The 25,962-nt window shown below is 32.6% G+C and carries 23 protein-coding genes; 19 read left to right on the top strand and 4 right to left on the bottom strand.

Annotated elements, in window-relative coordinates; all coding sequences use genetic code 11:
- Positions 1-185 precede the first annotated feature (185 nt).
- From Q0857_RS11535 to Q0857_RS11495, 9 genes are all read left to right on the top strand, one after another.
- Positions 186-692, top strand: coding sequence for an RNA polymerase sigma factor (locus tag Q0857_RS11535; protein WP_298535323.1), 507 nt, complete (start codon positions 186-188; stop codon positions 690-692).
- 51 nt (positions 693-743) lie between these two features.
- Positions 744-1,718: a FecR family protein gene (locus Q0857_RS11530; RefSeq protein WP_298535321.1), complete on the top strand. Its 975-nt coding sequence runs from the start codon at positions 744-746 to the stop codon at positions 1,716-1,718.
- 152 nt (positions 1,719-1,870) lie between these two features.
- A complete protein-coding gene (locus tag Q0857_RS11525; RefSeq protein ID WP_298535319.1) occupies positions 1,871-4,513 on the top strand; it encodes a TonB-dependent receptor in 2,643 nt (880 codons plus the stop codon).
- 5 nt (positions 4,514-4,518) lie between these two features.
- On the top strand, positions 4,519-5,358 hold the full coding sequence (locus Q0857_RS11520) for a DUF4249 family protein (RefSeq protein ID WP_298535316.1): 840 nt from the start codon (positions 4,519-4,521) through the stop codon (positions 5,356-5,358).
- A gap of 395 nt (positions 5,359-5,753) precedes the next feature.
- Positions 5,754-7,544 carry a prolipoprotein diacylglyceryl transferase gene (locus Q0857_RS11515; RefSeq protein WP_298535314.1) on the top strand — a complete coding sequence of 597 codons (1,791 nt, stop codon included), beginning with the start codon at positions 5,754-5,756 and terminating at the stop codon, positions 7,542-7,544.
- Positions 7,545-7,579: 35 nt separating this feature from the next.
- A complete protein-coding gene (locus Q0857_RS11510) occupies positions 7,580-8,179 on the top strand; it encodes a CDP-alcohol phosphatidyltransferase family protein (RefSeq protein WP_298535311.1) in 600 nt (199 codons plus the stop codon).
- 119 nt (positions 8,180-8,298) lie between these two features.
- Positions 8,299-8,553, top strand: a complete 255-nt coding sequence (locus Q0857_RS11505) for a sulfatase-like hydrolase/transferase (protein WP_367278097.1) — start codon at positions 8,299-8,301, stop codon at positions 8,551-8,553.
- A 53-nt stretch (positions 8,554-8,606) separates the two neighbouring features.
- Positions 8,607-9,335 (top strand): sulfatase-like hydrolase/transferase, encoded by a 729-nt coding sequence (locus Q0857_RS11500; protein ID WP_367278095.1) that lies wholly within the window; start codon positions 8,607-8,609, stop codon positions 9,333-9,335.
- Between the two features lie 89 nt (positions 9,336-9,424).
- Complete coding sequence (locus Q0857_RS11495) at positions 9,425-9,658, top strand: hypothetical protein (RefSeq protein ID WP_298535308.1); 234 nt, start codon at positions 9,425-9,427, stop codon at positions 9,656-9,658.
- Between the two features lie 322 nt (positions 9,659-9,980).
- Here the strand turns inward: Q0857_RS11495 and Q0857_RS11490 are convergent, their stop codons facing one another.
- Positions 9,981-10,481, bottom strand: a complete 501-nt coding sequence (locus Q0857_RS11490) for a MarR family transcriptional regulator (RefSeq protein WP_298535306.1) — start codon at positions 10,479-10,481, stop codon at positions 9,981-9,983.
- 108 nt (positions 10,482-10,589) lie between these two features.
- Here Q0857_RS11490 and Q0857_RS11485 point away from each other — a divergent pair, with 108 nt between their 5' ends.
- The 10 genes from Q0857_RS11485 to Q0857_RS11440 all read left to right on the top strand — a co-directional run bounded on the left by Q0857_RS11485 (position 10,590) and on the right by Q0857_RS11440 (position 22,812).
- The gene (locus Q0857_RS11485; RefSeq protein ID WP_298535304.1) at positions 10,590-12,050 is read left to right on the top strand and encodes a serine hydrolase; all 1,461 of its coding nucleotides are present in this window, start codon (positions 10,590-10,592) and stop codon (positions 12,048-12,050) included.
- A 103-nt stretch (positions 12,051-12,153) separates the two neighbouring features.
- On the top strand, positions 12,154-13,263 hold the full coding sequence (locus tag Q0857_RS11480) for a D-TA family PLP-dependent enzyme (protein ID WP_298535303.1): 1,110 nt from the start codon (positions 12,154-12,156) through the stop codon (positions 13,261-13,263).
- 655 nt (positions 13,264-13,918) lie between these two features.
- On the top strand, positions 13,919-14,974 hold the full coding sequence (locus Q0857_RS11475) for a serine hydrolase (RefSeq protein WP_298535301.1): 1,056 nt from the start codon (positions 13,919-13,921) through the stop codon (positions 14,972-14,974).
- A 62-nt stretch (positions 14,975-15,036) separates the two neighbouring features.
- Complete coding sequence (locus Q0857_RS11470) at positions 15,037-15,891, top strand: CPBP family intramembrane glutamic endopeptidase (protein ID WP_298535297.1); 855 nt, start codon at positions 15,037-15,039, stop codon at positions 15,889-15,891.
- 25 nt (positions 15,892-15,916) lie between these two features.
- On the top strand, positions 15,917-16,642 hold the full coding sequence (locus Q0857_RS11465; protein ID WP_298535294.1) for an NAD(P)-dependent oxidoreductase: 726 nt from the start codon (positions 15,917-15,919) through the stop codon (positions 16,640-16,642).
- A gap of 57 nt (positions 16,643-16,699) precedes the next feature.
- A complete protein-coding gene (locus Q0857_RS11460; RefSeq protein ID WP_298535292.1) occupies positions 16,700-17,599 on the top strand; it encodes a hypothetical protein in 900 nt (299 codons plus the stop codon).
- A 1,083-nt stretch (positions 17,600-18,682) separates the two neighbouring features.
- Entirely contained in the window at positions 18,683-20,032 is a 1,350-nt protein-coding gene (locus Q0857_RS11455) for an amidohydrolase family protein (RefSeq protein ID WP_298535289.1), read from the top strand.
- 24 nt (positions 20,033-20,056) lie between these two features.
- Positions 20,057-21,073: a metallophosphoesterase gene (locus Q0857_RS11450; RefSeq protein ID WP_298535286.1), complete on the top strand. Its 1,017-nt coding sequence runs from the start codon at positions 20,057-20,059 to the stop codon at positions 21,071-21,073.
- Between the two features lie 230 nt (positions 21,074-21,303).
- On the top strand, positions 21,304-22,542 hold the full coding sequence (locus Q0857_RS11445; RefSeq protein ID WP_298535283.1) for a carbohydrate porin: 1,239 nt from the start codon (positions 21,304-21,306) through the stop codon (positions 22,540-22,542).
- Between the two features lie 9 nt (positions 22,543-22,551).
- Positions 22,552-22,812 carry a hypothetical protein gene (locus Q0857_RS11440; protein ID WP_298535280.1) on the top strand — a complete coding sequence of 87 codons (261 nt, stop codon included), beginning with the start codon at positions 22,552-22,554 and terminating at the stop codon, positions 22,810-22,812.
- A 60-nt stretch (positions 22,813-22,872) separates the two neighbouring features.
- Here Q0857_RS11440 and Q0857_RS11435 read toward each other — a convergent pair whose 3' ends face one another.
- The 3 genes from Q0857_RS11435 to Q0857_RS11425 all read right to left on the bottom strand — a co-directional run bounded on the left by Q0857_RS11435 (position 22,873) and on the right by Q0857_RS11425 (position 25,916).
- Complete coding sequence (locus tag Q0857_RS11435; RefSeq protein ID WP_298535277.1) at positions 22,873-23,214, bottom strand: hypothetical protein; 342 nt, start codon at positions 23,212-23,214, stop codon at positions 22,873-22,875.
- 770 nt (positions 23,215-23,984) lie between these two features.
- The gene (locus Q0857_RS11430; RefSeq protein ID WP_298535274.1) at positions 23,985-24,962 is read right to left on the bottom strand and encodes a LamG-like jellyroll fold domain-containing protein; all 978 of its coding nucleotides are present in this window, start codon (positions 24,960-24,962) and stop codon (positions 23,985-23,987) included.
- Between the two features lie 381 nt (positions 24,963-25,343).
- Complete coding sequence (locus Q0857_RS11425; RefSeq protein WP_298535271.1) at positions 25,344-25,916, bottom strand: hypothetical protein; 573 nt, start codon at positions 25,914-25,916, stop codon at positions 25,344-25,346.
- Positions 25,917-25,962: the final 46 nt, after the last annotated feature.

The raw sequence follows: 25,962 nt of genomic DNA, 5'->3' as shown, positions 1-25,962 counted from the left end.
AGCTATTACTTTTCACCATTAATAGTTGACTTTGTATCAAATAATTAGGTACCATACCTGAACGTATTAGTTATAAAAAATGGATAATAATTAACTTTTTAACTTAGCGGGCTACAATATTTTATAGATTTATCAGTTGAAAAACGAACAAACGAATTCTCTATAGAAAAGCAGGAAATTAATAAGTGAAGTCAGTAAGAGTTAAGAAAAAAATATTCTCAGAATTATTTGATAAGTATTACAAGAGGCTTTTTAATTATGCAGTTAAAGTGATTAATCATAGAGATGTAGCAGAAAGTCTTGTCCAAGAAACATTTATTAAGCTTTGGGAAAATATTGAGAATATTAAAGATGATGAACGTTCCATAGAGTCCTACCTAATTACGGTCTTGAAAAATAAGATTATAGATAATCATCGTAAAAATAAAACTCAAGAAAAACACTTAAACCTTTACAAGTTAAATACTGAGTTTACTACAGACATGAATAATGTCTGGGAACTAGAAAAAGAAATAGATGACATATACAATTCATTACAGCCGAAGACTTCTGAAATATTTAAGTTATCAAGAGACAAAGGGCTGACATACCAAGAAATAGCTTCTTTAAAAAATATATCTATTAAAACAGTTGAATCTCATATTTCAAAGGCCTTGCATACTTTCAGAAAGAAATTAAAAGATTATTTATAAAATAAAATAGGGGATTACTGGATGACAAACGTTTTATAGTAAACACCTATTATGAAACACAATTTAGTTGAAGAAGTAGAGATTTGGGCTTATGTTTCTAAAAATGCAGATGAAGTTACACGAATAAAAATTGAGAATTGGAAAAACTCAAATAATTTTGATAAAGAGTTATTCAATTCAATCGTCAAGCTTTATGAGGTAACGGAAAAGAATCCGTTTGACGATACTATTGACATTGAAGAAGAGAAAACTAAATTCTTCTCAGCAGTAGTACCTGCTAATAGAAAGAGTCGAACTATACAAAAATACTTAAAGTATGCGGCTGTAGTTATCTTATTTATTTCAATTGCAGGAACAGCATACCAGTTTTTATCGAATAACATTATTTCTCTAGAAACTGGTTATGGACAAGAAAGAGAAATTATTCTTTCTGATGGTTCTGTAGTTTGGCTAAATGCTGGAAGTAAAATCTCATATAAGGAAGGCTTTCCAAGAACAATTCAATTACAAGGTGAAGCCTTTTTTGAAGTAGCAAAAGATAAAACTCATCCGTTTACAGTTGAAACACCAGATAATGTTATTGTAAAAGCTTTAGGTACAAGTTTTAATATCAAGGCTTATCCAGAGAATACCTATTCAGAAACTACACTTCTTACAGGGAAAGTTGAAGTGTCCTCAAAAAACTACTTTGAAGAGAAAATCATTATGCTTCCCAATAATAATATTAGAATTCTAAAGGTCGATGGTACGCCATTAAAAACCTTAATTCAAAATAAGCAAACTGTTTTGGCTTGGAGAAACGGTAAAATTCGATTTGAAAACGCACCGTTTAAAGATATTGCTAATGATTTGAATAATCAATTAAATATAAAATTAGTGTTTGAAAATACAACTATTGCAAATTCTAAGTTTACTGCCATTTTTGATAAATCAACACCTATTGAAGAAATTTTAGAAATTCTTAAGGCCTCTAAAAATTTTAAGTATAACCTAAATCAACAAACGAATGAGTGGCTGATTAAATAAAAAAGTGGGGAAATTCGAGCTTCCCCACTATAACTGTCAAAAAATAAATCTTCGAAGATTAATATTAATTAACAATAATCAAATTTATGAAAATAAAACAACTCGCTGTTTTAATAAAACAGAAAAGCGTTTTAAAAAGGAGTAATTTTTTAATGAAATTATCATTTACAATTTATATAGTCTGCTGCTTTCAATTGATGGCATTTACAAGTTTTTCTCAGAATCAAGTGACCTTGAAGATGGATAATACTTCTTTACAATCCATACTGAGTCAAATAGAATTCCAAACAACTTTCAATTTTGTATATAATAATGATGAAATAGACAGTAATCTCAAAATCAGTATTGATATTGTTGAAAAAGATATCTCATCTGCTTTGGATGTATTATTTGAGAGTACAGAAATCCAGTATAAATTTCGAAAAAACCTAGTCATTCTTTCAAAACAAAAAACTCAAAAAACAAACTATACTATTAGTGGAATCATTAAGGATGCCGAAACCGGAGAGACACTTCTTGGAGCAAATATAATTGTGGATGACGAAGGTAAAGGGGCTACAACCAATGAATATGGGTTTTACTCCTTAACCTTACCCGAGGGAATCTATACGTTACAAATTTCCTATTTAGGGTATACCTCAAAGAAAGAGGTTTTAGAATTAAAGCATAACATCAAACAAAATTTTGAATTACAGCCATCACCAGATATGCTTGACGAAGTAGTAATTACTTCAGGTAATACGAATAAAAGTCAGGTGAATAATGTGCTAACAGGCGTAAATAATTTGAAAATAACAGATATAAAACAGCTTCCTGCCTTTTTTGGTGAACCCGATATAAACAGAGCCATATTAACACAACCCGGTGTAACGTCAGTAGGTGAGGGTACAGCTGGTTTTAACGTTCGAGGTGGTAATATTGATCAAAACCTAATATTGCTAGATGAAGCCCCATTATACGTGTCATCTCATTTATGGGGACTCTTTTCAATAGTAAATGCTGATGCCATTAAGGATGTAACGCTATATAAAGGTGGAATCCCAGCTAGGTATGGAGGAAGAGCGTCCTCCGTGCTAGATATTCGCCAAAAAGAAGGAAACACCAAAGAGTTTAAAGGAGAAGGAGGGGTGGGAACCTTATTCTCAAGAATCACCTTAGAAGGACCGATAATAAAAGAAAAACTGAATTTTCTTGTTTCAGGGCGCAGATCATACATGGATATATTCTTTCCACTTGGAGGGGAAAGTTTGGACGGTACGAAATTGTTCTTTTATGATTTGAACACCAAGTTATCTTGGAATATTAATAAGAACAACAAACTATTTGCATCTGGTTATTTTGGTGCAGATGTAATGAAGTTGGATGATACAGTGAGTGACGATGAACCAGATTCTTCTATAGATTTTCGTTGGAAAAATGCTACCACTACATTACGTTGGAATCACCTCTTTTCAGATAAATTGTTTATGAATATATCTGGAATTTATAGTAGTTATACATATGCTTTGGCATCCCAAAATGACACTGGTGGTTTTGTTAATGGTGCAGGTAGTTTTAAATGGAATTCTGGTGTAGAGAATTGGATTGTAAAACCTGATTTCACTTACTACGTAAATCCAAATACCAAAATGAGATTTGGTATCAATAGTACACTTTATAAATTTACGCCAGCAGAGCTATCAAGTGAGGAATCCGGGTTAAGCCCTGAGGATTTTGACATTGACAAAGGTTTAGAAATTGCTCCATATTATGAAATAGAAAAAACGTGGGACAAACTCTCTATGAACCTTGGCTTTCGCTATTCTTGGTTTGGAAATGTAGCTCCGAGTACGGTTTCACTCTACAATCCTGATTTACCCTTAACCGTAAATACCATTACAGGCACTCAAGAATTTGGGAAAGGTGAAGTCGTTGAAAGTTATTCTGGTTTTGAACCGCGATTCTCCTTAAAATATGATTTGAATCATCGAAAAGCAATAAAAATAGGATATAATAGAACATTTCAATACGTTCACCTAATATCCAATACAGCTGCGGCTTTACCTTTTGATATTTGGAAACCTTCAGGAAAGTATATAAAACCACTTGAGGTCAATCAGATATCTGGTGGCTATGCATATGATACTCCAAAAAGAAAATACAATATATCTATAGAGGGCTATTATAAAACTTTTAAAAATATTGTAGAGTATAAAAATGGTGCTGATTTATTTATTAATGAGAATATTGAAACTCAATTACTCCCTGCTGACGGTTATGCCTATGGGTTGGAGTTTGGTTTTTATAAAAATAAGGGAAGGCTTACTGGTAATTTAAATTACACCTATTCCGTTTCCAAACGAAAAACAACAAGTGCATTTGATACAGAGAATATCAATAATGGAAGCTATTACCCTTCTAATTATGATAGACCTCATTTATTAAATGTAACTGCTAGTTATAATTTAGGTAAAAAATGGGACTTGGGGGTTTTCTTTACCTATCAAACAGGAAGACCAACTACTGTACCTACTGGTAGATTAAGTTTTGAGGGTGATCCCTATTTGACATATTCGGATAGGAATGCATTTCGTATTCCAGATATTCATCGAATGGATATTTCCTTCACCTATACACCTACAGGTAATCCAAATACGAAATGGCAGGGGAGTTGGAACTTTGGATTTTATAATGTCTACGGTAGTCCAAATGCTTTTTCAGTGTTTTCTACTTTTCAAAACAACGAGTTAAAAACTTTTAAATTTTCGGTATTAGGTGCTCCCATACCTTTTGTAACCTATAATTTCAAATTCTAAATCTTATGAAATCAATATATAAAACATTAATATACCTCTTAACGATATTACCGTTTACAGGCTGTGTAAGTGAAATTCCAAATGCATCAAATTTTGAACCTCAAATATTCATTTCGGGTTTTCTAACTAATGGGACAGAATATGTAAATATTAAAATTCAGCGAACTGTTCCTGTTAATGAGCAAAATTTAAACCCTATAAATGACGCTCAAATTTCACTTTTCATGAAAGACTCGCATGGAAATAATGAGCTAATAACAGACTCTTTTGATATAAGAAAGGGGACATACAGAAGCTCTGAAATGATAACTACCATTGTAGGTAACGCATATTGGGTAGAAATTATGCTGTCAGATGGTACAACATTCGTATCTGAAAGGGAGGTTCTAAAACCTGCAATAGTCGTTAAGGATATTGAAATAACTAGCGAACTTAATCGGGTAATTTTTTCGGACCCTCTTGATGATACAAACTTCTATTTAATCAATTTCCTTTTCTATAATGGTGGCTCGTTAGATCTTAAAGTAAATGAACTTACTAATGACGTTCTTTTTAATGGAAATGAAAACGCTACGTTTGATTCAACAGAATTTCTTGTTGATAATCCGCAGGAAGTACGAGTTCGCATTTCTAATCTTAATTTTAATTCGTATCAATTCTACTTAAATCAATTTGCGCAGTTTGAAAATCAAATAACAAATGCGGGAAGTGAATCAGACCCTGGTCAATTGTTCCTGCCTCCTCCTGCAAACTTAACCGGGAACATTGTAAATACAACCAATAATACTAAAGCTCTTGGTTTTTTTAGTGTACGGAACACTACAGAATTCATTAAACTTTTTTAATGTAGATATTGTACTTTTCTATAAAGTTCATCTTCAAAAACTTTTTATCATTAAGAGATAGGTAGTTTATTTCTACCTTCAGAAATAATTTTATAGTTTAAAACAGTCATTTTCTTTAAAAACTTACAAGTATATTTTTTTTAGTATCTTTATGTATCATATTGTTATACAGCAAGATAATAATATAATCTTAATATGCTTGAAAAGTATATAAGACAGACCATTGCCTTTCAAACTATTCTGTTTTTAATCTGTACCCATAACTTATACTTGAAATTGTAATTTAATAAAGAATCAGTATGTCCTAAGTTATTGTTCATAGAACTTAGTTGGACTATAAATTCAATTATTACGAATTAAGTTTATTAAAAATGTTAAACTAAATCTCAAAAATTATGGATATTTCAGTAGGTAACGCGCATACTTCCTATCAATTATTTTACCAGTTAGCATTTATATTTATGTTTTTTGTAGTTATCTACAAAAGCATAAAACAGGGTTATCATTTACGTTCTGTGTTATTAATGTTAACCACAATTACGCTTTTTAGTGTAGTAGGTTCAAGATTATTTACAATTCCCATAGAAAACTGGATTCCTGCGACCCGCACAAAACTCCCAGAATTCAACAATAGATCTTCTATAGGAGGATTATTATTTGGCTTAATAGGGCTTTTAATTTCCCAACGATTATTTAGATTTAAAAGACCTATTTTAGACTTATTTGCTTGGACTGGGCCTATATCTTTAGGTATTATGAAGTTGGGGTGCCTATTTAATGGGTGCTGTTTCGGCCTTCCTTTTAATGGGTTTTGTAGTGTTCAGTATCCCGTAACCACCAATGCTCATTATAATCATTGGTTTAATGGTAGTATAGAAAACGATGCCACGTTATCATTGTCGGTGCACCCTGTTCAGTTATACGAAAGCCTTATATTAATAATTATAGGCTGCATTGTATGGAAAACACATAAAAAATGGAGAAAGAATGGAAGTGCTACGCTATTTGCTCTGTTTGCCTACTTTACTGTACGATTTGGAGTTGAATTTTTTAGAGACCATAGTGTATCTCAATTTGGTACAACTTATTATTTAGGCATCTGGATTTACCAATGGATGATGCTAGGCTTTGGCATCTTTTTAGCTGTAGTTTTATGGTTAAATGAAAAACGGTTAAAATTTGAAGTTATAAAGGGTAGCCAAAATTCACCATATCTCCATGCTGAATTCGTTTATATAGTAATCCTATCATTTTTCATTTATAACTTGACAAATTTACTTTTGCCTTTTGAACTTAAGGTTGTTTGGTTTATGTTTATTCCTGCCATTATACTATCGTTTTATCATCTTTTTACCGAGAACAGATTAAAAAGCCATCCTATACTTGTCGCATTATGGTTAATCGCACCTTTTTATGTTCTGGCCCAAACAATACCAAATCAAACACCAGTAATTAAAAAATACAAGCGTATAGATTTTGGTGGCTCTTTTGGTAATTTCGCAAATGAAGTAGCTTTTGATCCTCAACAAAGTGAATGTGGTAGTACCGTTTATTTTCGCGAATACTTTAAGCAAGTCTACCAAATAGTAGGAGCTGGATATTCTATGGTTAGCATAAAAAATAATAAAACTAGTACTTTTGGTGTCAATGTTTCGGGAGGTAATATTAAAAGCACTAATTTAAGCACCAATGAAACAGACTCAGAATTTGTATTTGCTGTAAACCCATATGCGCAATGGGATAGTAAGTGGTTTGGCGCAGGAGCAGGGTTTCAATTTGGTAAATTACGTGTCAATAAAAACGAAACTATAGACGCAACAAATATTGAAGAAGCCAATAAAACCTATAACATATTACCCGAGTTCCATTTAAGAGTAGGACCAGAAAAATATGTAGACATAGATTATAATTATGGTTTTATGATGCCATCAGCTTATCCAACATTATATTCCAGATCCAGTATAGGAAGTGCATTCGGGTTCAGCCGAGACTATAGCCTAAGATATGGCCGTATTTGGAATTTAGAGACTGATTATATTTCTGCCGAAGCTTTAGTTACAGAAAACCTAGGTATTAATCTTATGTACGTCTTTAAAGAAAATAATTTTCAATTTGAACAAGATCAAGCTTCTGGAAAATTTGTATTCTCACTAAACTATCGATTCGGACATAAGACCAAACAATAAAGATCTATATTAAAAAGTTTAATTCTAAGCGGCCCATGAGTATACCAATTGCATTAATAATATTTCGTTTAATGCTCGTGCCAATTATTTTAGCGTTCGCCTATTTTATTGGGAAAGATTCTAAATTAACTATTCTTATTCTGATGTATTTGGGGTTACTATCAGATATTTTAGACGGTATTATTGCCAGAAAACAAAATATATCTTCAGAAAAATTAAGACGCATGGATAGCCAAACCGATATGGTGTTTTGGCTATCTATGGGTTTCGCAACGTGGTTATTATATCCGGAACTAATTTATGACAATGGTTTCGCCATTCTGGTTATTATAAGCATGGAAATAATGTGTTATACGATTAGTTTCATAAAATTCAAGAAAGAAACCTGTACACATGCATTTCTTTCTAAACTTTGGGCCATATCATTGTTAGTAGCATTCACATCATTAATCGGCTTTAGCCATGCAGGAATTCCTTTTGCTATTGCAGTTATTCTAGGTTTTATATCTTACATAGATGTTGTTCTAATTATCCTAATTCTACCCAAATGGACGCATGACATCCCAAGTGCATATCATGCGTATCTTGTTAGAAAAGGAATTAAATTTAAACGAAATGAATATTTAAACGGATAAATGACTGTTTTTAAAACATTACAACTTAAACATTCTTCATTCTTTAGCTTTAAGTAAACACTTGTTAAATGAGAATTAAACTTTTATTTTTACCTAGACTTTATAAAGGATGAAAAAAAATACTGCTTCTATTTACTGCTACGCTATCTTACATTTTTAGTTATAGTCAACAAAAACCTAATATTATTTTTATACTGTCAGACGACGTGGGCTGGTCCAATATAAGTATGTACAACCAAGGCATGCTTGGTTTTAAAACACCAAATATTGATAGAATTGGTAAAGAAGGGGTTATGTTTACCGATGGATACGCACAAGCTACTTGTACCGCAGGTAGAGTAGCTATTATCACTGGACATCTCCTTACAGAATAGGACTTCTAAAAGTAGGATTACCTGGAAGTGAACAGGGGTTAAATAAAAAGGATGTGACATTAGCTAGTTTACTAAAAGACAAAGGCTATAAAACAGGTCAGTTTGGTAAGAATCATTTAGGCGATTTAGATAAACGTCTACCTACAGTACATGGATTTGATGAGTTTTTCGGCATTTTATATCATTTAAATGCTATGGAAGAGCCAGAAGAACCAAATTACCCTAAGGATCCTGCTTTTAGAAAAAAGTTTGGTCCTAGAAATGTTTTACATACCTGTGCAACGGGAAAAGAAACTCAAAAAATTGAAGATGAAGGACCGCTTACTAAAAAGCGAATGGAAACATTTGATGAAGAAACTTTAGAACATGCGATTACATTTATGGATAAAGCTTTAAAAGAGGATAAACCATTTTTTACTTGGTTTAACACCACCAGAATGCATAATTACACACATCTTTCACCAGAATATGATGGTAAAACAAAACTTGGTCTTGGTGTTTATGCAGATGGCATGACACATCATGATGTTGTTATTGGTCAAGTATTAGATTATTTAGATAAAAACAACATAGTAGATAACACTATTGTTGTGTATACTACTGATAATGGTGTACAATATGTAGCATGGCCTGATGGAGGTTCTACGCCTTTTAGAGGAGAGAAAGGAACTTGTTTTGAAGGTGGCCAAATGGAATCCCTAGTGGCAAAATTATTAATGGTATATTTTCATCTGAAGATTGGTTGCCTACTTTACTTGCCGCAGCTGGTGATGATAATGTGAAAGAACACTTAAAAAAAGGAGCTAATGTTGATTGAGATTTTTATAAAAATCATTTAGATGGGTATAACCAATTACCTTTCATAAAAGGTATGGTAGATGAATCTCCTAGAAAAGAATTCATATATTTTAGTGATGATGGTGATTTAGCCGCTGTTAGATATGGTAAGTACAAGCAACACTTTGCTATTAATGACAATAAAGGTATAGACGTATGGCAAAAACCATTTGAGAAACTTAGATCTCCTTTACTGTTCGATCTTGGTGTTGACCCTGGAGAACGTACTGATTCTAATGGTGGTCATGAACAATGGTCAGGCATATGATGTATGTTATGGTACCCATTCAAGCCTTTGTAAGCGATTTTTTAACTACTTTTAAATAATTTCCACAACGTCAACCTATTGGCAGTTTTACGATAGATAAAATAATAGAACAAATGTTTATAAAACCAGGAAATTAATACTAGATAGAATTCAAAAAAAGTCCATTAAAAAATGGGCTTTTTTTCCACAAGAATCAAGTATTTAAAAATTTTTATGACTCAGGTACATAGGAAGGATCTGTAATGTGTGTGTGGAATGGGTTATAATACAATTCATATAAGCCAAAAAAAGAAACTTTAAATTGGATAACAACCTAATTAAATTACTCATTGTCAAAATGCAATATCATTTTTTTCAATAAATTGGATAGTTGTAGCTTTTCAGCTTTTGTAAATATTTTTACAGATTCATCAGCATTTTTAAATCTAGTTTCAATTGCGACATCAATTACGTTAATTCCTTTTTTAGTTAAACCAGCACGTTTTATACGGCCATCTAGAGGGTCTGGAGAACGATAAATCAATTCCAATTTTAGTAATCTATCTAAAAGAGCCGTCATAGCTCCAGATGTAATTAAAACTGATTGCATTAATTGTTTAGGTGTTAGCTCATAAGGCTTCCCAGATCGTCTTAAAGTTGCTAGTACATCTAAGTCTGTGTAATATATATTGTTAGAACTTAAGGCTTTATTGGTACTTTTTTCTAAAATTTTGCTCAGCTTTAAAATTCGACCTATAACTAGCATTGCTGAAGCATCTAAATCTGGTCTTTCTTTTTTCCAATCACTGACTAGACTATCTAGTAAATCTTTGTTTTTACTCATTATATTAAATTTTTTGGATAAAAAAACGGCATAAAGTATCTTTATGTAAAGATATTTTGTATTATTGCTTCATATATCTTTATGTAAAGATAATTAAATAATAAGATTATGAAAATTATAAACTCAAGGATTCTCTTGTTGCAACACTATCTTATATTATGCTCTCTGATATTTTTTTGCAATTGTGCATCACAAAAAGCGCTAAAGCAAACAGATGATAATTTAGCATCTAAAGCACTAGTCAAAGATCTAATAGAAGCTTATATGGAATTACCAAGTACACCTCCAGGAATGTCGGTAGCTATTGGAATAAATGACAGTATAACATTTGCTGAGGGTTTTGGTTTTTCAAATGTTGAAAAAAAGGAAAAGGTTACTTCAAAAACACAATTTAGAGCTGCTTCTGTATCTAAAATTATTACGGTGACCCTATTAGCTAAATTAATTGAAGACAAAAAATTAAGTTTAAATGATCATATTCATCCATATATTCCAGAATATTCTCAAAAAGCACACCCTATAACAATAAAACAATTATCTGGGCACTTATCAGGTGTACCCCATTATTCTTATCAAGATAAGCGCGAAAAACGTTACTATAGTAGTGTTGAAGATGCTATGGATGTGTTTTCTCATATTCAACTTTTGCATGAACCGGGAGTGCAGTATAAGTATAGTACTCATGGTTATACCTTACTATCACGTGTCTTAGAAAAAGCTTCGAATAAAAGCTTTCTTGATTTGGTTAATGAAAATTTATGCAAGCCATTATCTATGAATTCTACAGGACCGCATATAATTAGTAATCCTTCTGCAGATATGACACAACTTTATGGGTTTCAAAAAAGCTCCGGTTATGTGAAAATTACGTCTCCAGAAGACCCAAGTTATAAGTGGGCGGGGGGAGGACTGGTTTCTACACCGTCAGACCTAGTTAAAATGGCAAATGGATACACAAATGGATTCATAAGAAAAGATATAGTAGATACAATGTTTCAGACCCAAACGTTAAACTCAGGAAAAGAAACGGGCGTTGGAGTTGGATGGCGACAAAATTGGGATATAGATAATCGTGAAGTACATGAACATGCGGGTTCAATGGAAGGCACGCGCACTGTTATAAGCCTTTTTCCAAAAGATAAGTTGTCGATTGCCATAATGTTCAACGCTTATGGCGTGGGGCGAATAGAGGAAACGGCTCATATGCTTGCATTGCCTTTTTTAACGCAATCATCACCTAGGCCTCAGCCTAAAGGATCTGCCAAACTAAATGTAACCGTAAATGGAAACGGAACCCCCATTTTAAAGAAAGGGGATCTAATTTTAGATGATGGGAATAATCGCTTTATTTTAAATGCCGGCACTGAAGAGGAGGTAAGTTACCAGCTTAAATATATGGGAAGAGATTATACATACGCCTTATTGCATCCCCATGGTATACTATACACAGAGTTGTTATTTGATAATGACACTGTTACAGGAAAAACCATGTATTATGGGAGCCCCAATATTAGTAAACCATCTGAAAAACAGCCTTTATTTATATTTAATGGACATTTTAAAAAGTAAATTTAGGTAGTATATGAAATGAGTCATAATAATAGATGTGAATACCCACCAAAATGTTAAGTGGTACATCGCATCTGACCTATTAAACTATAAATTTAAACAGATGAAAACTTGGTATGGCATAGATAATATTGATGTAATTGATTCTCCTTCCATAGTACTTTATAAAGATCGTTTAGAATACAATCTTAACAAAATGATTTCTATGGTAAAAGGTAATACGGCTTTACTGATGCCCCACGTAAAAACTCATAAAATGCCCGAGGTCATAAAAATAATGGTTGGCTTGGGAATCAAAAAGTTTAAGGCCTCGACTATAGCTGAAGCTGAAATAGCTGCGAGCTCTGGAGCAGAGTGTGTTTTAATCGCACATCAATTGGTTGGACCAAAAATAAAGCGATTTTGCACTTTATCTAAATGTTTTCCGCAGACTTCTTTTTTTACAATAATTGATACTATTGTTTCACTTGAAAAACTTAACTCGATAGCCAAAGCATCTGAGCTTAATGTTGGTTTCTATATTGACATCAATAGTGGCATGAACCGCTCAGGAATTATGTTAGGTTCTGATTTAGATAACGTAATTAAAGAAATTCCTAAATATGATTCACTTAGTTTTAACGGATTTCATATATATGATGGTCATTTAAGAGACAGAGACTTTGAAAATAGAAATAGTAAAATTGAAAGTGAATTAAAGCCCATAAAAACTTTATTTGAAACACTTAAGAAACAGTATTTTAGTATAAACTTAATATGTGGAGGCACCCCATCATTTACATCACATTTACTTAGTGAACATCGAATTTTGAGTCCCGGAACTTGTGTACTTTGGGATTGGGGGTACAGTGAAAAATTAGTTGAGCAGGAATTCAAATATGCTGCATTACTAGTTAGTAGAGTTATTTCTAAGCCTAAAGAAGGCATTGTAACAATTGATCTTGGACATAAATCTGTAAGTTCTGAAAACCCGATTCACCAAAGAATTATATTTTTAAACCTAGATAATAGTCAACTAATTTCCCAAAGTGAGGAGCATGGTGTTCTAAAAGTAAAAGGTTGGGAACATATTAATATTGGAGATATTATTTATGGGCTTCCGTATCATATATGCCCAACTATAAACTTACATGATGAAGTTTCAGTAATTTTAAATAATAAGTTTATTGATACATGGCAAATTACAGGAAGAAAACGTAAGCTAAATTTTTAAGCTGATTGATAGAGAAAGATAAAAAAAACAAAATATCAATGACCCCAGAAGTCGCATTTATAGAACAAATTGTGATTTAAGACATATTACTTTGAATGAATTTTTTTTTTTTTTAAATTTAATCATCCACTGGGCTATCAAAAATTGAAAATGTACTATAATGTTCTGCGTTATGTAACTTGAGCTTTTACTCATTGTTTGTTGTTTTAATAAGTAAGTATTTGTGAATCTCGTTCCTCGATTTGGATTAAAGGCAGGGTAGAGTCTTTAGAAATAGTCCTGCGAACTTTTTTAGTGAATGAGCCAGTTTGCGCTTTGGCACGATATATTTTCTTGAAAAATTTTATTCAAATAGTTTCTTCTACGATAATACGGGCCACTATTTATTTGACAACGTACGAGAAAAGCATAAAATGAGTGGAATGAAATAGTAGTACTCAATTTATATTTACTTTTAAAAGGCATATTGATAGATGTAACATCAGATTCGATCCAGAGATAGGGTAATGAAGTTTAGTGTAATAAAATAAATAATAAGTTCAGCACATAAAATTCAATTCATCTTCAATATCTTACAGTTCAGTAATCTACAATTTATTTATAGTTGAATCCAAAATACATTTGTCCTATAAATTAAAAAGAACAGTATAGAGTTATGGAAAGTGCCAAACCAAAAACCAGTAAAGGAAAACAGATTTTTAGAATTGTTTTACTTGTTGGTACATTCATCTCATTATGGTTTGTGCCATGGATTTTGGTGAAATCTTGGATATTACCTTTACCAGATACGGTTGAAGAGCAAGTAGAGCAAACTTTAAGTTATGGTTTTGATGGTGTTATAATTTATGTAGATGAAGCTGGAAAACCGCCAGCGTTTTATTCAGCAGGGTATCATAACCGAGAACTTAAAATACCCGCCCATCCTAATGCATTGTTCAAAATTGCTAGTATTAGCAAGCTATATGTTGCTGTTTCAATAACTAAATTGGCTAATGCCAATCATTTGTCTTTGGATAAAACAGTAGCCGATTACTTTCCAGAATTCGTAGAAAGAATTGAAAATGCTGATAAAATCACTTTGAGAATGATGGTTCAACACAGAAGTGGTATACCCAATTTCACAGACAATCCTGATTTTTGGAAAAACCAACCAAACACAAATATAGATGTGCTTCAATATGCACTTGACTTGCCTGCCCGTTTTGAGCCAAACGCAGATTATAGCTATTCCAATACAAATTATTTATTGCTATCAAGAATCATTGAACAAGTTACCGGAGGTAGTCGTCAAGACTATTTCAAAAAAGAAATTTTAAGACCTCTCGGGCTGAAAAATACTTTTGGCTCCATTGATGAGGTCAACTTAGACGATGTTATGAGTGGTTATTATGTTGGAATTGATAAGGATTTCAAAAATGAAAATAACGGAATGATGATAGCTACAGCAGAAGATGTTGGTATTTTTTTAAGGGCCTTAAATGATGGTTCATTACTTAATGAAAAGGAAATGGAAATTTATGCGTCTATTTACGAATTTAATCATGGAGGCTTAGCACCAGGTTATCAATGTATGGCAGAATATCATAAAGACATTGATGCTGTTGTTATTCAATTTATGAATACCACCGATTTTGAAGGTTACCAATGGAACTTACTAGAAATAACACATACTCGAGTTGTTAAAATCTTACGTAAAGCAAAGGGTTTATAAAATATTTATAGCGTAGTGTAACAACTTTCACAAACTCTCGTCGTAAAGGCAATTAGGAAACCATGACTGACTCAACCAAAACGAAGCATAAAACCTGGCAAGCAATTCTCCTGTTTTTAGCCATTCTTATAGTACTTAGCAGCATTTGCTACTATGCCATATTGAAACTAAATCCAACGAGTATTTATATTGGTGCTTTAATGTTATGTCCTGCTATAGCATCGTTTATTACTTTAAAACTTACAAAGCGTTCCATTTCAAGTTTACCATGGCGTTTAAAAAATATTAAATATTTAAGTCTTTCTTATATACTGCCAGCATGCTACGTTACCATGTCCTATATATTAATTTGGGTTTTTGGCTTCGGAGATCTTGGTAATAAAAATACAATCGCAGCTTGGTCAGCGGAATTAGGAATGTCAGGATTTAGTACATCCATGGTAGTCTCAGTTATGATTTTACTGTTAGCTATTGTTGGAGTGGTTAAAAATATGGGAGCTACTTTGGGAGAGGAGATAGGGTGGCGTGGTTTTTTTGTTTTTGAACTTCGAAAAGTGTTATCCTTTGAAGGTACATCCTTGCTTAGCGGATTCATTTGGTCGGTCTGGCATTGGCCAATAATTTGGTTAATTTATAATGGAAGTGGAGCACTTTTCTTTCATATATCAGCATTTACCTTAATGATTATGGCTATTTCTGTTATCATGACCTATTATACCTTTAAATCCAATAGTTTGTGGCCAGCAGCGCTTTTTCATTCAGTACATAACATTTTCATTCAAAAAATATTTACGCCGGTAACAACAACAAATGAAGTTAGTGCTTTTTGGATGGATGAATATGGCTTGATGATTCCAATAATCGCTAGTCTTTTCTCCCTTGTATTTTGGAGGAAAGCAAGAAAAGAGAAATTATAATTACATCAATCAATCAGAAAATAATATGACCATTTTAGTAGTAGGTGCAAGTGGTGCCACAGGTAGTCAATTAGTAGAGCAACTTCTAATTCAAAATCAGAAAGTAAAAGTCATTGTAAGAACGTCAGAAAAGTTGCCAGATTCATGGAAAACTAATGATGATTTACAAATTATAACTGCAAGCATTTTAGATTTAAGTGATGCAGAAATGCGCAGTATTGTTAGCAACTGTGATGCCGTAGCGTCATGCCTTGGACATAACTTAACTTTTAAAGGCATCTATGGTAAACCACGACGATTAGTTACAGATGCAACAAGTAGGCTGTGCAATGCCATAATGGCAAACAATAGTAAAGATAAAACTAAGTTTGTTTTAATGAATACAACAGGAAACCGTAATCGCGATTTAAAAGAGCCTATTTCTTTTGCTCAAAAATGTGTAATTGGTCTGCTTCGTTTGCTATTACCACCGCATGTTGATAATGAGAAAGCTGCAGATTATTTAAGAACGGAGGTTGGGCAAAATAATGATGCCATTGAATGGGTGGCTGTAAGACCAGATGACTTGATTAATGAGGTCATAGTAAGCCCATATGAGATTCATCCTTCACCAATAAGAAGTGCCATTTTTAATGCTGGTCAAATAAGTCGTATTAATGTTGGTCACTTTATGGCTAGTCTAATCATGGATGATATTATATGGAGGAAGTGGAAAGGGCAGATGCCTGTAATCTACAGTAAATCAACATAAGAAAAGAATAAAAACTCAGGCCTACTAAAACTATAATCCAACAACTTAAAATATATAATGAAGAACATAAAGACCGCAACAATCGTCATCTTAACTTCTTTTTTAACTCTCTCTTGCAGTACTGATAATGGTGATACTTTAAACGATATATATCTAGATATCCCAGATAGTCATTTTGAAACCATTTTAATCGAACAAGGTATAGACTCCGATGGCATAGTAAATAAACTCATGTTAAAATCGGACGCCAAAAAAGTCAACAAATTAGATTTAAACCTGTCTACTCATTTTGGTGAAATTGCCGATTTAACTGGAATTGAAGGGTTTTATAATATAAGTTTTTTGTCTGCCGCCGGTCAGAACATTAAAACTATTGATTTAAGCTTTAATACTAAGTTAGACACCCTATACCTTAATGGAAACCAGCTTACCAGTTTGGATGTGAGTCATAATTCAAATCTAATTTTATTGGATGCACAATCAAACGAACTTAATTCCATTCTAGGGCTTTCAAAATTAAACACATTGCATCATGTTAATTTATCCTTTAATAATTTTGAAGAGATTAGTATTAAAAATGAATCTATTCAAATACTATACATAAGTCATAATTTATTAAAATCAATAGACACAAAGGGTGCTCCAAATTTAAAGAATCTGTTTATAATAATTAATCAGCTTTCGGCAGCAGACTTTAGTTTAAATACCCAATTAGAGACTTTGGTGATTTCTGGTAATAAACTTGAAAGCGTTAAACTAGACCAAAATGCAAGTTTAACTCATTTATATAGTTCCAGCAATTTACTCACCAGTCTTGATGTAAGCAATAATGCCCAATTAATTGATTTACGTGTAGATCGAAACCCAGAATTAACATGCATTAAAATTGAAAATGGCCAAAACATTCCGACTGTATCTCTATCTGATTACCAAAACTTAAACACTTGGTGTAATTAGCTTTTAAAGCGCAATACCAGTTAAACAGGTTATTTTTAATTTCAAAATGAAATGCAATTTCAATAAGATTTGCCGACAATGAAATAAAACAAGTAAAAACAATAGGAGAGTGGAGTGTACATATTTTAGGCTATACAAATACAACATTTAACTAAATGGCTACTTCAAATCGTATTTAACTAAAAATGCACCTTGGGTACATTTTTTTAACGCTAAATAGTCTAAAATATAGCGAATGAACCGTTAATTGTTTCCAAAATTATATGCTGCCTTGAATTTTTGTTTCTTTTGTTTCAAGACATTATTTTAAAGAATTGATTAAGTATCAATTTTTAAAATACCTAATAATGAATCATTAAAAAAAAAGATTAATTGAAATTCTACAGTTAATAAGTGTATAGAAATTTTTAAGCTAGGATTTGAGCAAGGGAAAATTTTATACTCTTGTGGCAATCCACGAGAATCGTCTAAAATATTTTATTACGTACAATTTTATCGAATACGCGATTTTTAATAAGAGCAAAAAGGTTAGCTTTATTTTGGCGTTGGCAAGCGATGGAAGTTATTCGCAAAATTTCTATTTTAAACAAATGAGCTCATGAATGCTTCGCATTTGTGTGTAAAATAAATTGCCAGAGCAATTTGATTTTATAAAACAATCGAGCGCAAAGGCAGCGGCAATTTTATATAATGGTTAATTATAGATACAAATGTTTTTAAACGCTGCGAAGCAAACCGCTTATTAGTTTAATGATCCAAGTTCCAATTATTCTTATGAATACGAATGCTTCTGGGATGTTTTACATAATACTACATTATAGCTGTAAAATGGATAAACCACTCTTATTAACGAAACAATAATTTTTAGCACGTCGGAATTGATGTTCTAAAAACACATCTTATTTACACCTTAAGGATTAGAGTTTTAATTTTTTTTTTTTGTTAACTTCGATACTTTGAACCTGAAATTGCAAACATGAAAAGGTTAATATGTTTTTAGTTTTAAAGGAAAAACATAACCAATGGAGCAATTAATACACCTTTTAAGCAATACTATTTAAAGATTAATTAAAACTATAACCAATGAAAATTTTATCAAAATCACTATTCTATATTTTTTTTCTAATAGGTATATCATGTACGATTTTAGCACAAGAACAGGAGAAAACAATTATTCTAATAACTAATGTTAATGTTTGGGACGGCACCTCAGACAATACAATTAAGGCAGATGTTCTAATTGAAGGTGATAAGTTTAAGGAGATAAAGGCCAATATCAAAGCGCCCAAAGGAGCTAAAGTTATAGACGGACAAGGCGGTACTTTAATACCTGGTTTAATAGATATGCACCAACATTTAATGTTATGGGGAGGCACTACAGAAGGCACCTACGAATATGATGCCTATGGACAAGGGGCAAGAGCAATTAAAATGGCTGAACGACTTATTCAACAAGGGTATACTACGGTTAGAGATATAGGCGGTAATTCCTTGTCAATTTCTAGACTTATTCTTGAAGGAAAATTAGATGGGCCAAGAGTCTATTCTGCTGGACCAGTCATATCTCAAACTGGAGGCCATGGAGATTGGGGACCTACTAATGAAATGCCAGGTGAAGGAAATTATCAAACCATGACTGCGAATACTCACGTGGTAGATGGCGTGCCAGAAGTTATAAAAGCAGCAAGATGGAACTTTAGAAATGGAGCAAACTTTATTAAAGTGATGGCCGGCGGGGGAGTCGCTTCTACTTTTGACCCTTTGAATATGACTCAAATGAATATGGATGAATTAAAGGCCATTGTAGAAGTTGCTAATGCCTATGAGTCTTATGTTGCTGTGCATTCTTATCATGATCGTTCATACAACATGGCATTAGATGCAGGCGTAAAGTCTTTTGAACATGGATTTTTAATCACAGAGCCAACTGTTAAAAGAATGTCTGAAACCGAAGGTGTTTTTTGGTCTTGGCAACCTTACGGAAGTTATACATTATTTGCAGGTGGTTTTCCTGATTGGTTTACCCCTGATATGAGAGAGAAAGGAGCTGCAGTAAACAAAGGGGCCGTAATAGTGCCCCCATTAATGAGGAAATATGGTGTAACCGTAGTGCTTGGTTCTGATATGTTTGGAGATGAAGTGCGGTTTGCCAGAACGAATATTATTTCGGCTAAAGAAGTTCCAAATACGGGCTATACAGATTTAGAAATCTTAAAAATGGCGACAAGCAACTGCACAAAAATTTTACAAATGAGCGGTCCAGGAAGAGACCCTTACAAAGCTGCTAAATTAGGTGTAGTGGAAGTTGGAGCTTGGGCAGATTTGAACATTTGGAAAGATGATCCAACAAAAGATGTGTCGGCTTTAAAATCGGATGATGATTTAAAACTTGTTATTAAAGGCGGTAAGGTTTATAAAAATAATTTAAAATAAACGTTCAAAAAACAGGTATTAGTAATGAATTTGAAGTTTCTTAGACACACCATTTATATTTTAAATATTGGCATGCTAATCCTCATTTTGGGATGTAAATCGCATAAAGGGGATTTCAGTACAGATTCTAATCTTAAGACTCAGCCATGGACGCATACTGCATTTGATGCTTCCGAAGAAAAATTCTCTTTTGCTGTTTTTTCAGATCTTACAGGGGGAGAGCGCGAAAATATTTTTGAAGCAGGTGTTTCCCAAATAAATTTAATGCGTCCAGAATTCATTGTTAATGTAGGCGATTTAATAGAAGGTGCAGAAAAAGATGCAACGGTTTGGAATGCACAATGGGATTCATTTGATGAAAGAGCTAAAAAAGCTAGGGCACCCATTTTTTATACCGGAGGAAATCATGATTTAACTGGTAATTTGGCTCATGCCATCTGGAAGGAACGTTATGGACCTAGTTTTTACCACTTCATCTACAAAAACACACTCTTTCTTATCCTGGATACGGAAGATCATATTGCTGCACGACATGATGAGCTTGAAGCCATTAGAAATGAAGCCATAATAGTTTATAAGACAAAGGGAGTAGAAGCATACAAACAAACAGAATATGCCAATTTACCAGAACAAAAATGGGGAGATATCAGTCGGTCGCAATCCGATTATTTTATAAGTGTTATAGAGGATAACCCTAGCGTTACTTGGACATTTTTATTATTGCACAAACCGATTTGGGAAAACTCAAAGTCTACTAATTTTAATACCATAGAAAAAGCGCTAAATGGTAAAAATTATACGGTCTTTAACGGTCATACCCACCTTTATAAACATACCAAACGCCTTGGTCAGGATTATATTAATTTAGCAACTACGGGCGGTAAACAATTTCCGGAGCGTGGCTTGTCTTTTGATCATTTTCTTTGGGTAACTGTAGATAATAACGAGGTGTCATTAGCAAACCTTAAAATGAGTGGGGTTTTAGATAAACAGGGTAAATTACCAGTACATCTTAACACAGATAATAAAACAGACAAATAGTAATACGGATGAGTTAATTTAGGTACAGTACAATAATATTACTGGTTTTCTACCGGTAATGGTTGGCAAATGGAGATATCACGAATCAATATGTAAACTATGTTCAAGGTCAATATTTTTTAACGCAACCTGAGGTTATTGGTCCAAATTGGGGGATTTTCTTTTCAATAGCCCCTGTGATTAAAGTACCTTAGTAAATTATTGTAGTATTAATGGGTAACATGTTAAAAATGAGAAATATTAAAATTCTATTAATTGTTAGCATACTTATTTTTTCCAAACAGTTAAGTGCACAAGAAAATGACTCTATTCCCAAATTGGGTAGTGTAGATCAAGTTGATAATCGATTGGCCATAGATAATAAAACAAAACAACCCGTTTTAGAATTTCCATTTCTTGATCCCTATTTTGATTTTAAGAAAAACCTAAAAGATAAGACGGGGTTAAACTTTGCGCTGGATTACAATAGTGCTTATTTTGGAACAAATTCTAAAATAGGCGAGGGCGATGCCGGTGCTGGCGTATTTCGATTTTATGGGTCTTGGGATCTCGTTGGTAAGGAATCCGGTAATTCTGGTGCTTTAATTTATAAATTAGAACATCGTCATAAATATAGCGCAATTCCGTTATCAAGTCTCGGTTTAGATATGGGTTATGCTGGTTTAATAGGGGCTCCGTTTAACGATACTGGTTATAGAACTCAAAATTTATATTGGCGACAACGGCTGGCAAATGGAAGGCTATCTATTGTTGTTGGCTTTTTAGATATTACAGATTTCTTAGATGTTTACGCGCTTGCTAGTCCTTGGATGCATTTTATGAATTTTAGTTTTTCTACCGGTGTAGCAGCTGTTAATGTGCCTAACGACGGCTATTTAGGTTTAGGTGTTGGTGGTTGGATAACCAAGAATATTTATGCCATTGCTGGTATTGCCGACCAAAACGGCAATACAGGAAATGTTTTTGAAGGGTTTGATACTTTTTTTAACAAAAACGAATACTTTAAACATCTAGAATTTGGTATCACATCTGCTAAAGATTATATTGTTTTAGACAATATACATGCTACGTTTTGGCAAAGAGATGAGACCTCTGCTACTGGTGATCCGGATGGTTGGGGATTTGTACTTTCAGGAACTAAATATATTAATGAGACTTGGTTGCCGTTTGTACGTTTTGCCTATACTGAAGACGCCGGGAGCTTTTTACAGAAAGCCTTAGCTGTTGGTGTTGGTTATCAACCCAAGCCAGGTGGTCATTTATTAAGTTTAGGATACAGTTGGGGCCAAACTAATGAAACTACGTTTGGGGTTGCTGAAGATCAGCATACCTTTGAGTTGTTTTATCGTCTTCAATTGTCTCAAAAAATTGCTATAACCCCAGATGTGCAATTCGTTGTAAATCCTGCGCTCAATGAGCAACAAAATTTCATTTTTATTTATGGTATTAGAAGTAGAATTGCTTTGTAAAATAATCAAATGAGAAATACTTTAGGTACATTATTTTTCTTTTGCCTAGAGGCAATATTATTGGCTCAAGATACTGAGAACAGGGATAACAAAACAACCTTTAAATTTGGAGGCTATATTAAGGCAGGCTTTATTAATTCTATTTATAATAAGGGCGATGTTGAAAAAGGGAGTCCCTTGAAAGATATTCATTTGCCTGGTCAAATACCCTTGGGTCCCAGCGATGAGAATTTTAAGTTAGACACAGAGTCATATCTAGATATAAAATAGAAGAAAGGCGTTACAACTTTGCCTTGTAACGCCCTTTTTATATTCTTAAAAATGTTTTAATTAATAGATAGTTGAAAGAAATTGTATTGAAATAGTATAAAACCTGTAATTGTTGTCTTGGTCTATATAAAGTTCTTTTTCATTTAATCTTTTTTTTATAAATCTTGTAAGCCTTTCACTATTGGAGTCGTTAGAGATTACCGTAATCTTATTGTTGTCATCTATTTTAAATTTTATGGCGACTACAATGTCTTCATAAATTGTGGTTTCTGATGCTTTTAACAAGGTTTCAATTTGCTGGGTAACTGATGTAAAGTCATTTGGAGGAAGCGTTGTTTTCGCCTCAACAGGACTGTTAAAACTAATGAGTACGATGAATAGAAATGTTTTGATTGTGTTCATGGCTTGATTGATTGATTGATTGATTGATTGATGAAAGGTTTTGTTTATCTAAAGCGTCTTTTGCTATTCCACTGATAGCTTTTAGTGCTGTTTAAAGTTTCTGAAATTTGGTTGTTGTTTAAAGTTCTCATGATTATCGTTTTTTTGATTGATGAAAGGTTTTGTTTATCTAAAGCGTCTTTTGCTATTCCATTGATAGCTTTTAGTGCTGTTTAAAGTTCTCATAATCTTTGTTTTATGGTTAAAATATTTCGGTTATATAAGATAGACGACTATAAATATATTTTGTTACAGTACTATGTATAACAAAGTAATAAATTAACATATTTTAACATTTAAGAAGTAACATCGGGTAGGGCATATCTGGTCCAAAAAAAATCAATAAAGCCCATATTACACTGGTTTTGAATGGATAGACCTCCTATAAATGTGCCTGTATTACACGAAGACGCGATGACCTTGTATTCTGTAGAATTAAATACATAAGTTTCTATAATATGGTTATAAGGTCAAGTTACAGATCCCAAGAACACAATTATAATTTCGCCAAATCTTCCTTTTTTTCGAAACAACAACTATATACATTGCACTTACTGCGACTTTGTCTGCTCCAATTAGTACATTTTAATAAAAAATTATGTTCAATAAGTGTAAAAGTTCTATTAATCTGAAGCAACGGTGTAGTAGGGAAGCATAATTTGGTGGAATGATTTAAAAAGCTTTGAATAGTTACGAGTTAAGTTAAACTCAACAATTATTCCTGATTTTCACTATTTTATTAATATAATTTTCTTGGTATAAAAACCAATATTGAAATAAGTCTTAACAAAGTAGACTCCATTAGATAGAGAAGACATATCTATAGACATTTGATAATTAGAGATTGACACCTGTCTTCCAAAAGCATCAAAAACACAAATTTTTTCTATTTTTTGTGTTCCTTCTTTAATATTTAAAATATTTGAAGTTGGGTTAGGGTATATTTTTGGTTCTTCATTTGAAACTTTAATATCTCTAATACTTAATAATGTACATAACTCATTTGAAACTTCTTGAGAACTTAGAGCTCTTCCCCAATATTTAAAATCATCTAAACTCCCTTTAAAATAATTTGCTAGTGCAGAAATACTTCTATCATGCCTTCCAAGGTTTCCAGCAGTTGTTGAATAAAACAAATTGCCTCCAGACCCTGAAGTGGTACCTCCATAGTCAACACAGTTAACATATATTTTCATATCCAATGCAGAATTTACGACAAGAACAAGATGCGTCCATTCATTTATTTCTGCGGCTCTATTTGAATTATAAGTTCTTCTAGTTGATGCTATATAATTGTTACCTCCATCACCATAAGCAAGACTGTAGTTATTGGTTGAGGATTGTAATGTAAAAAACACCCCTGAACTTTTATCTTCTTCAAATGATGTATTAAAAAGATCTGAATTTAAAGAAGAATAATCATCGTATTTAATCCAAAAAGAAAACGAAACTGGAAGATTTGGCTTTAACTGAGCTAAATTAGGCATACTAATAAAATCATTAACCCCATCAAAATAAATTGCGCTGTTTTCATTGCCATGCCTATCATCAGTATAGGTTGCTCCGAAATTAGTTCCATTGAAACCATTTCCACTACTATCATTTAAATCTCCATTGAAAGTATAATGAATAAGTAAATCAGTATTTAGATCTTGAGAGACTATATATAAAGAATTTAAGATTATCAATAATTGTAATAGTTTTTTCATGTTTTTTCAGGATAAGTGCTAATACAAATGTACGTAAATACAGATATATTTGACAATTATTTTGTGAATATGAAATAATAATAAAACGATGGATAATTATGTGTAAAACAATCGAGCGTTTGGCAGTGGCTATTTTACATAACGGCAAATTATAGATACAAATGCAAATAACTCTGCGAAGCAAACCGCTTATTAGTTTAATAACCCAAGTTCTAATTATTCTAATGAAAACGAATGCTTCTGGGTTATTTTACATAATACTAAATTATAGCTATCAAATGGACTTCTCTCATAAAATACCAATGATAACATTTGTACTATAATTTATATTATGTAAAATAGGAATTCACAATTGTATATACATATTCCCCATGCATACACTTAATACTTTATTTGAGGAATAGATTTAATGTGAGCGAATACCTCAATCCCATTAACCGTAGTTTCAACTTCATCCGTATTCATTTTAATACCCTTTACCGCATTGATTTTACCATCTGGAGAAATAGCAATCACATTATAAAAAATAAGGTCCTCATAAATCGCTCTAATATGCACAATATTTCCAGATTGACTTACACCTTTAACTGGTAAAAAATCCTCATTATCTGTTATCGCTTTGATGTCTAAAATTTGTCCATCTTCATCTATAGCCTTTATAGGATGATATTTTCCCTGTCCCACTAACATTTTTACCGGTAAGCGTTTGCCTTTTACAAAAGCCTTCACATCTAACAAACTGGTTTGTTCTGAGTTCTGTATGGCTTTGACGTCATATATTTTACCAGATTTATCTATGGCTTTAATTTTTAAAAACTTGACCTCAGGTTTAAAGCCTTTCACATGCCAAATCACCTCTTTAAAGTCCGTTTTTATGGTGGTATTTTCATTTTGAGAAAAACAAAGTGTACTACTCAGTACTACTGTAAAACATAATAAAATTGAATTTTTCATGGCTCGTATATCGTATGACATAAATGTACAACGACCCGACCTATCT

This window comes from uncultured Algibacter sp. (assembly GCF_947495925.1).
GTDB lineage: Bacteria > Bacteroidota > Bacteroidia > Flavobacteriales > Flavobacteriaceae > Algibacter_E.
This window is presented reverse-complemented; position numbering and strand designations above follow the sequence as displayed.

What these genes read in the sequence shown, in the direction of transcription:
- Q0857_RS11425 (WP_298535271.1), bottom strand. Translation starts at nt 25,916, where the DNA reads ATGAAAAATTCAATTTTATTATGTTTTACAGTAGTACTGAGTAGTACA.
- Q0857_RS11475 (WP_298535301.1), top strand. Translation starts at nt 13,919, where the DNA reads ATGGAAAGTGCCAAACCAAAAACCAGTAAAGGAAAACAGATTTTTAGA.
- Q0857_RS11495 (WP_298535308.1), top strand. Translation starts at nt 9,425, where the DNA reads ATGGTAGATGAATCTCCTAGAAAAGAATTCATATATTTTAGTGATGAT.
- Q0857_RS11445 (WP_298535283.1), top strand. Translation starts at nt 21,304, where the DNA reads ATGAGAAATATTAAAATTCTATTAATTGTTAGCATACTTATTTTTTCC.
- Q0857_RS11515 (WP_298535314.1), top strand. Translation starts at nt 5,754, where the DNA reads ATGGATATTTCAGTAGGTAACGCGCATACTTCCTATCAATTATTTTAC.
- Q0857_RS11530 (WP_298535321.1), top strand. Translation starts at nt 744, where the DNA reads ATGAAACACAATTTAGTTGAAGAAGTAGAGATTTGGGCTTATGTTTCT.
- Q0857_RS11465 (WP_298535294.1), top strand. Translation starts at nt 15,917, where the DNA reads ATGACCATTTTAGTAGTAGGTGCAAGTGGTGCCACAGGTAGTCAATTA.
- Q0857_RS11435 (WP_298535277.1), bottom strand. Translation starts at nt 23,214, where the DNA reads ATGAACACAATCAAAACATTTCTATTCATCGTACTCATTAGTTTTAAC.
- Q0857_RS11440 (WP_298535280.1), top strand. Translation starts at nt 22,552, where the DNA reads ATGAGAAATACTTTAGGTACATTATTTTTCTTTTGCCTAGAGGCAATA.
- Q0857_RS11510 (WP_298535311.1), top strand. Translation starts at nt 7,580, where the DNA reads ATGAGTATACCAATTGCATTAATAATATTTCGTTTAATGCTCGTGCCA.
- Q0857_RS11460 (WP_298535292.1), top strand. Translation starts at nt 16,700, where the DNA reads ATGAAGAACATAAAGACCGCAACAATCGTCATCTTAACTTCTTTTTTA.
- Q0857_RS11470 (WP_298535297.1), top strand. Translation starts at nt 15,037, where the DNA reads ATGACTGACTCAACCAAAACGAAGCATAAAACCTGGCAAGCAATTCTC.
- Q0857_RS11485 (WP_298535304.1), top strand. Translation starts at nt 10,590, where the DNA reads ATGAAAATTATAAACTCAAGGATTCTCTTGTTGCAACACTATCTTATA.
- Q0857_RS11480 (WP_298535303.1), top strand. Translation starts at nt 12,154, where the DNA reads ATGAAAACTTGGTATGGCATAGATAATATTGATGTAATTGATTCTCCT.
- Q0857_RS11430 (WP_298535274.1), bottom strand. Translation starts at nt 24,962, where the DNA reads ATGAAAAAACTATTACAATTATTGATAATCTTAAATTCTTTATATATA.
- Q0857_RS11490 (WP_298535306.1), bottom strand. Translation starts at nt 10,481, where the DNA reads ATGAGTAAAAACAAAGATTTACTAGATAGTCTAGTCAGTGATTGGAAA.
- Q0857_RS11455 (WP_298535289.1), top strand. Translation starts at nt 18,683, where the DNA reads ATGAAAATTTTATCAAAATCACTATTCTATATTTTTTTTCTAATAGGT.
- Q0857_RS11450 (WP_298535286.1), top strand. Translation starts at nt 20,057, where the DNA reads ATGAATTTGAAGTTTCTTAGACACACCATTTATATTTTAAATATTGGC.
- Q0857_RS11525 (WP_298535319.1), top strand. Translation starts at nt 1,871, where the DNA reads ATGAAATTATCATTTACAATTTATATAGTCTGCTGCTTTCAATTGATG.
- Q0857_RS11520 (WP_298535316.1), top strand. Translation starts at nt 4,519, where the DNA reads ATGAAATCAATATATAAAACATTAATATACCTCTTAACGATATTACCG.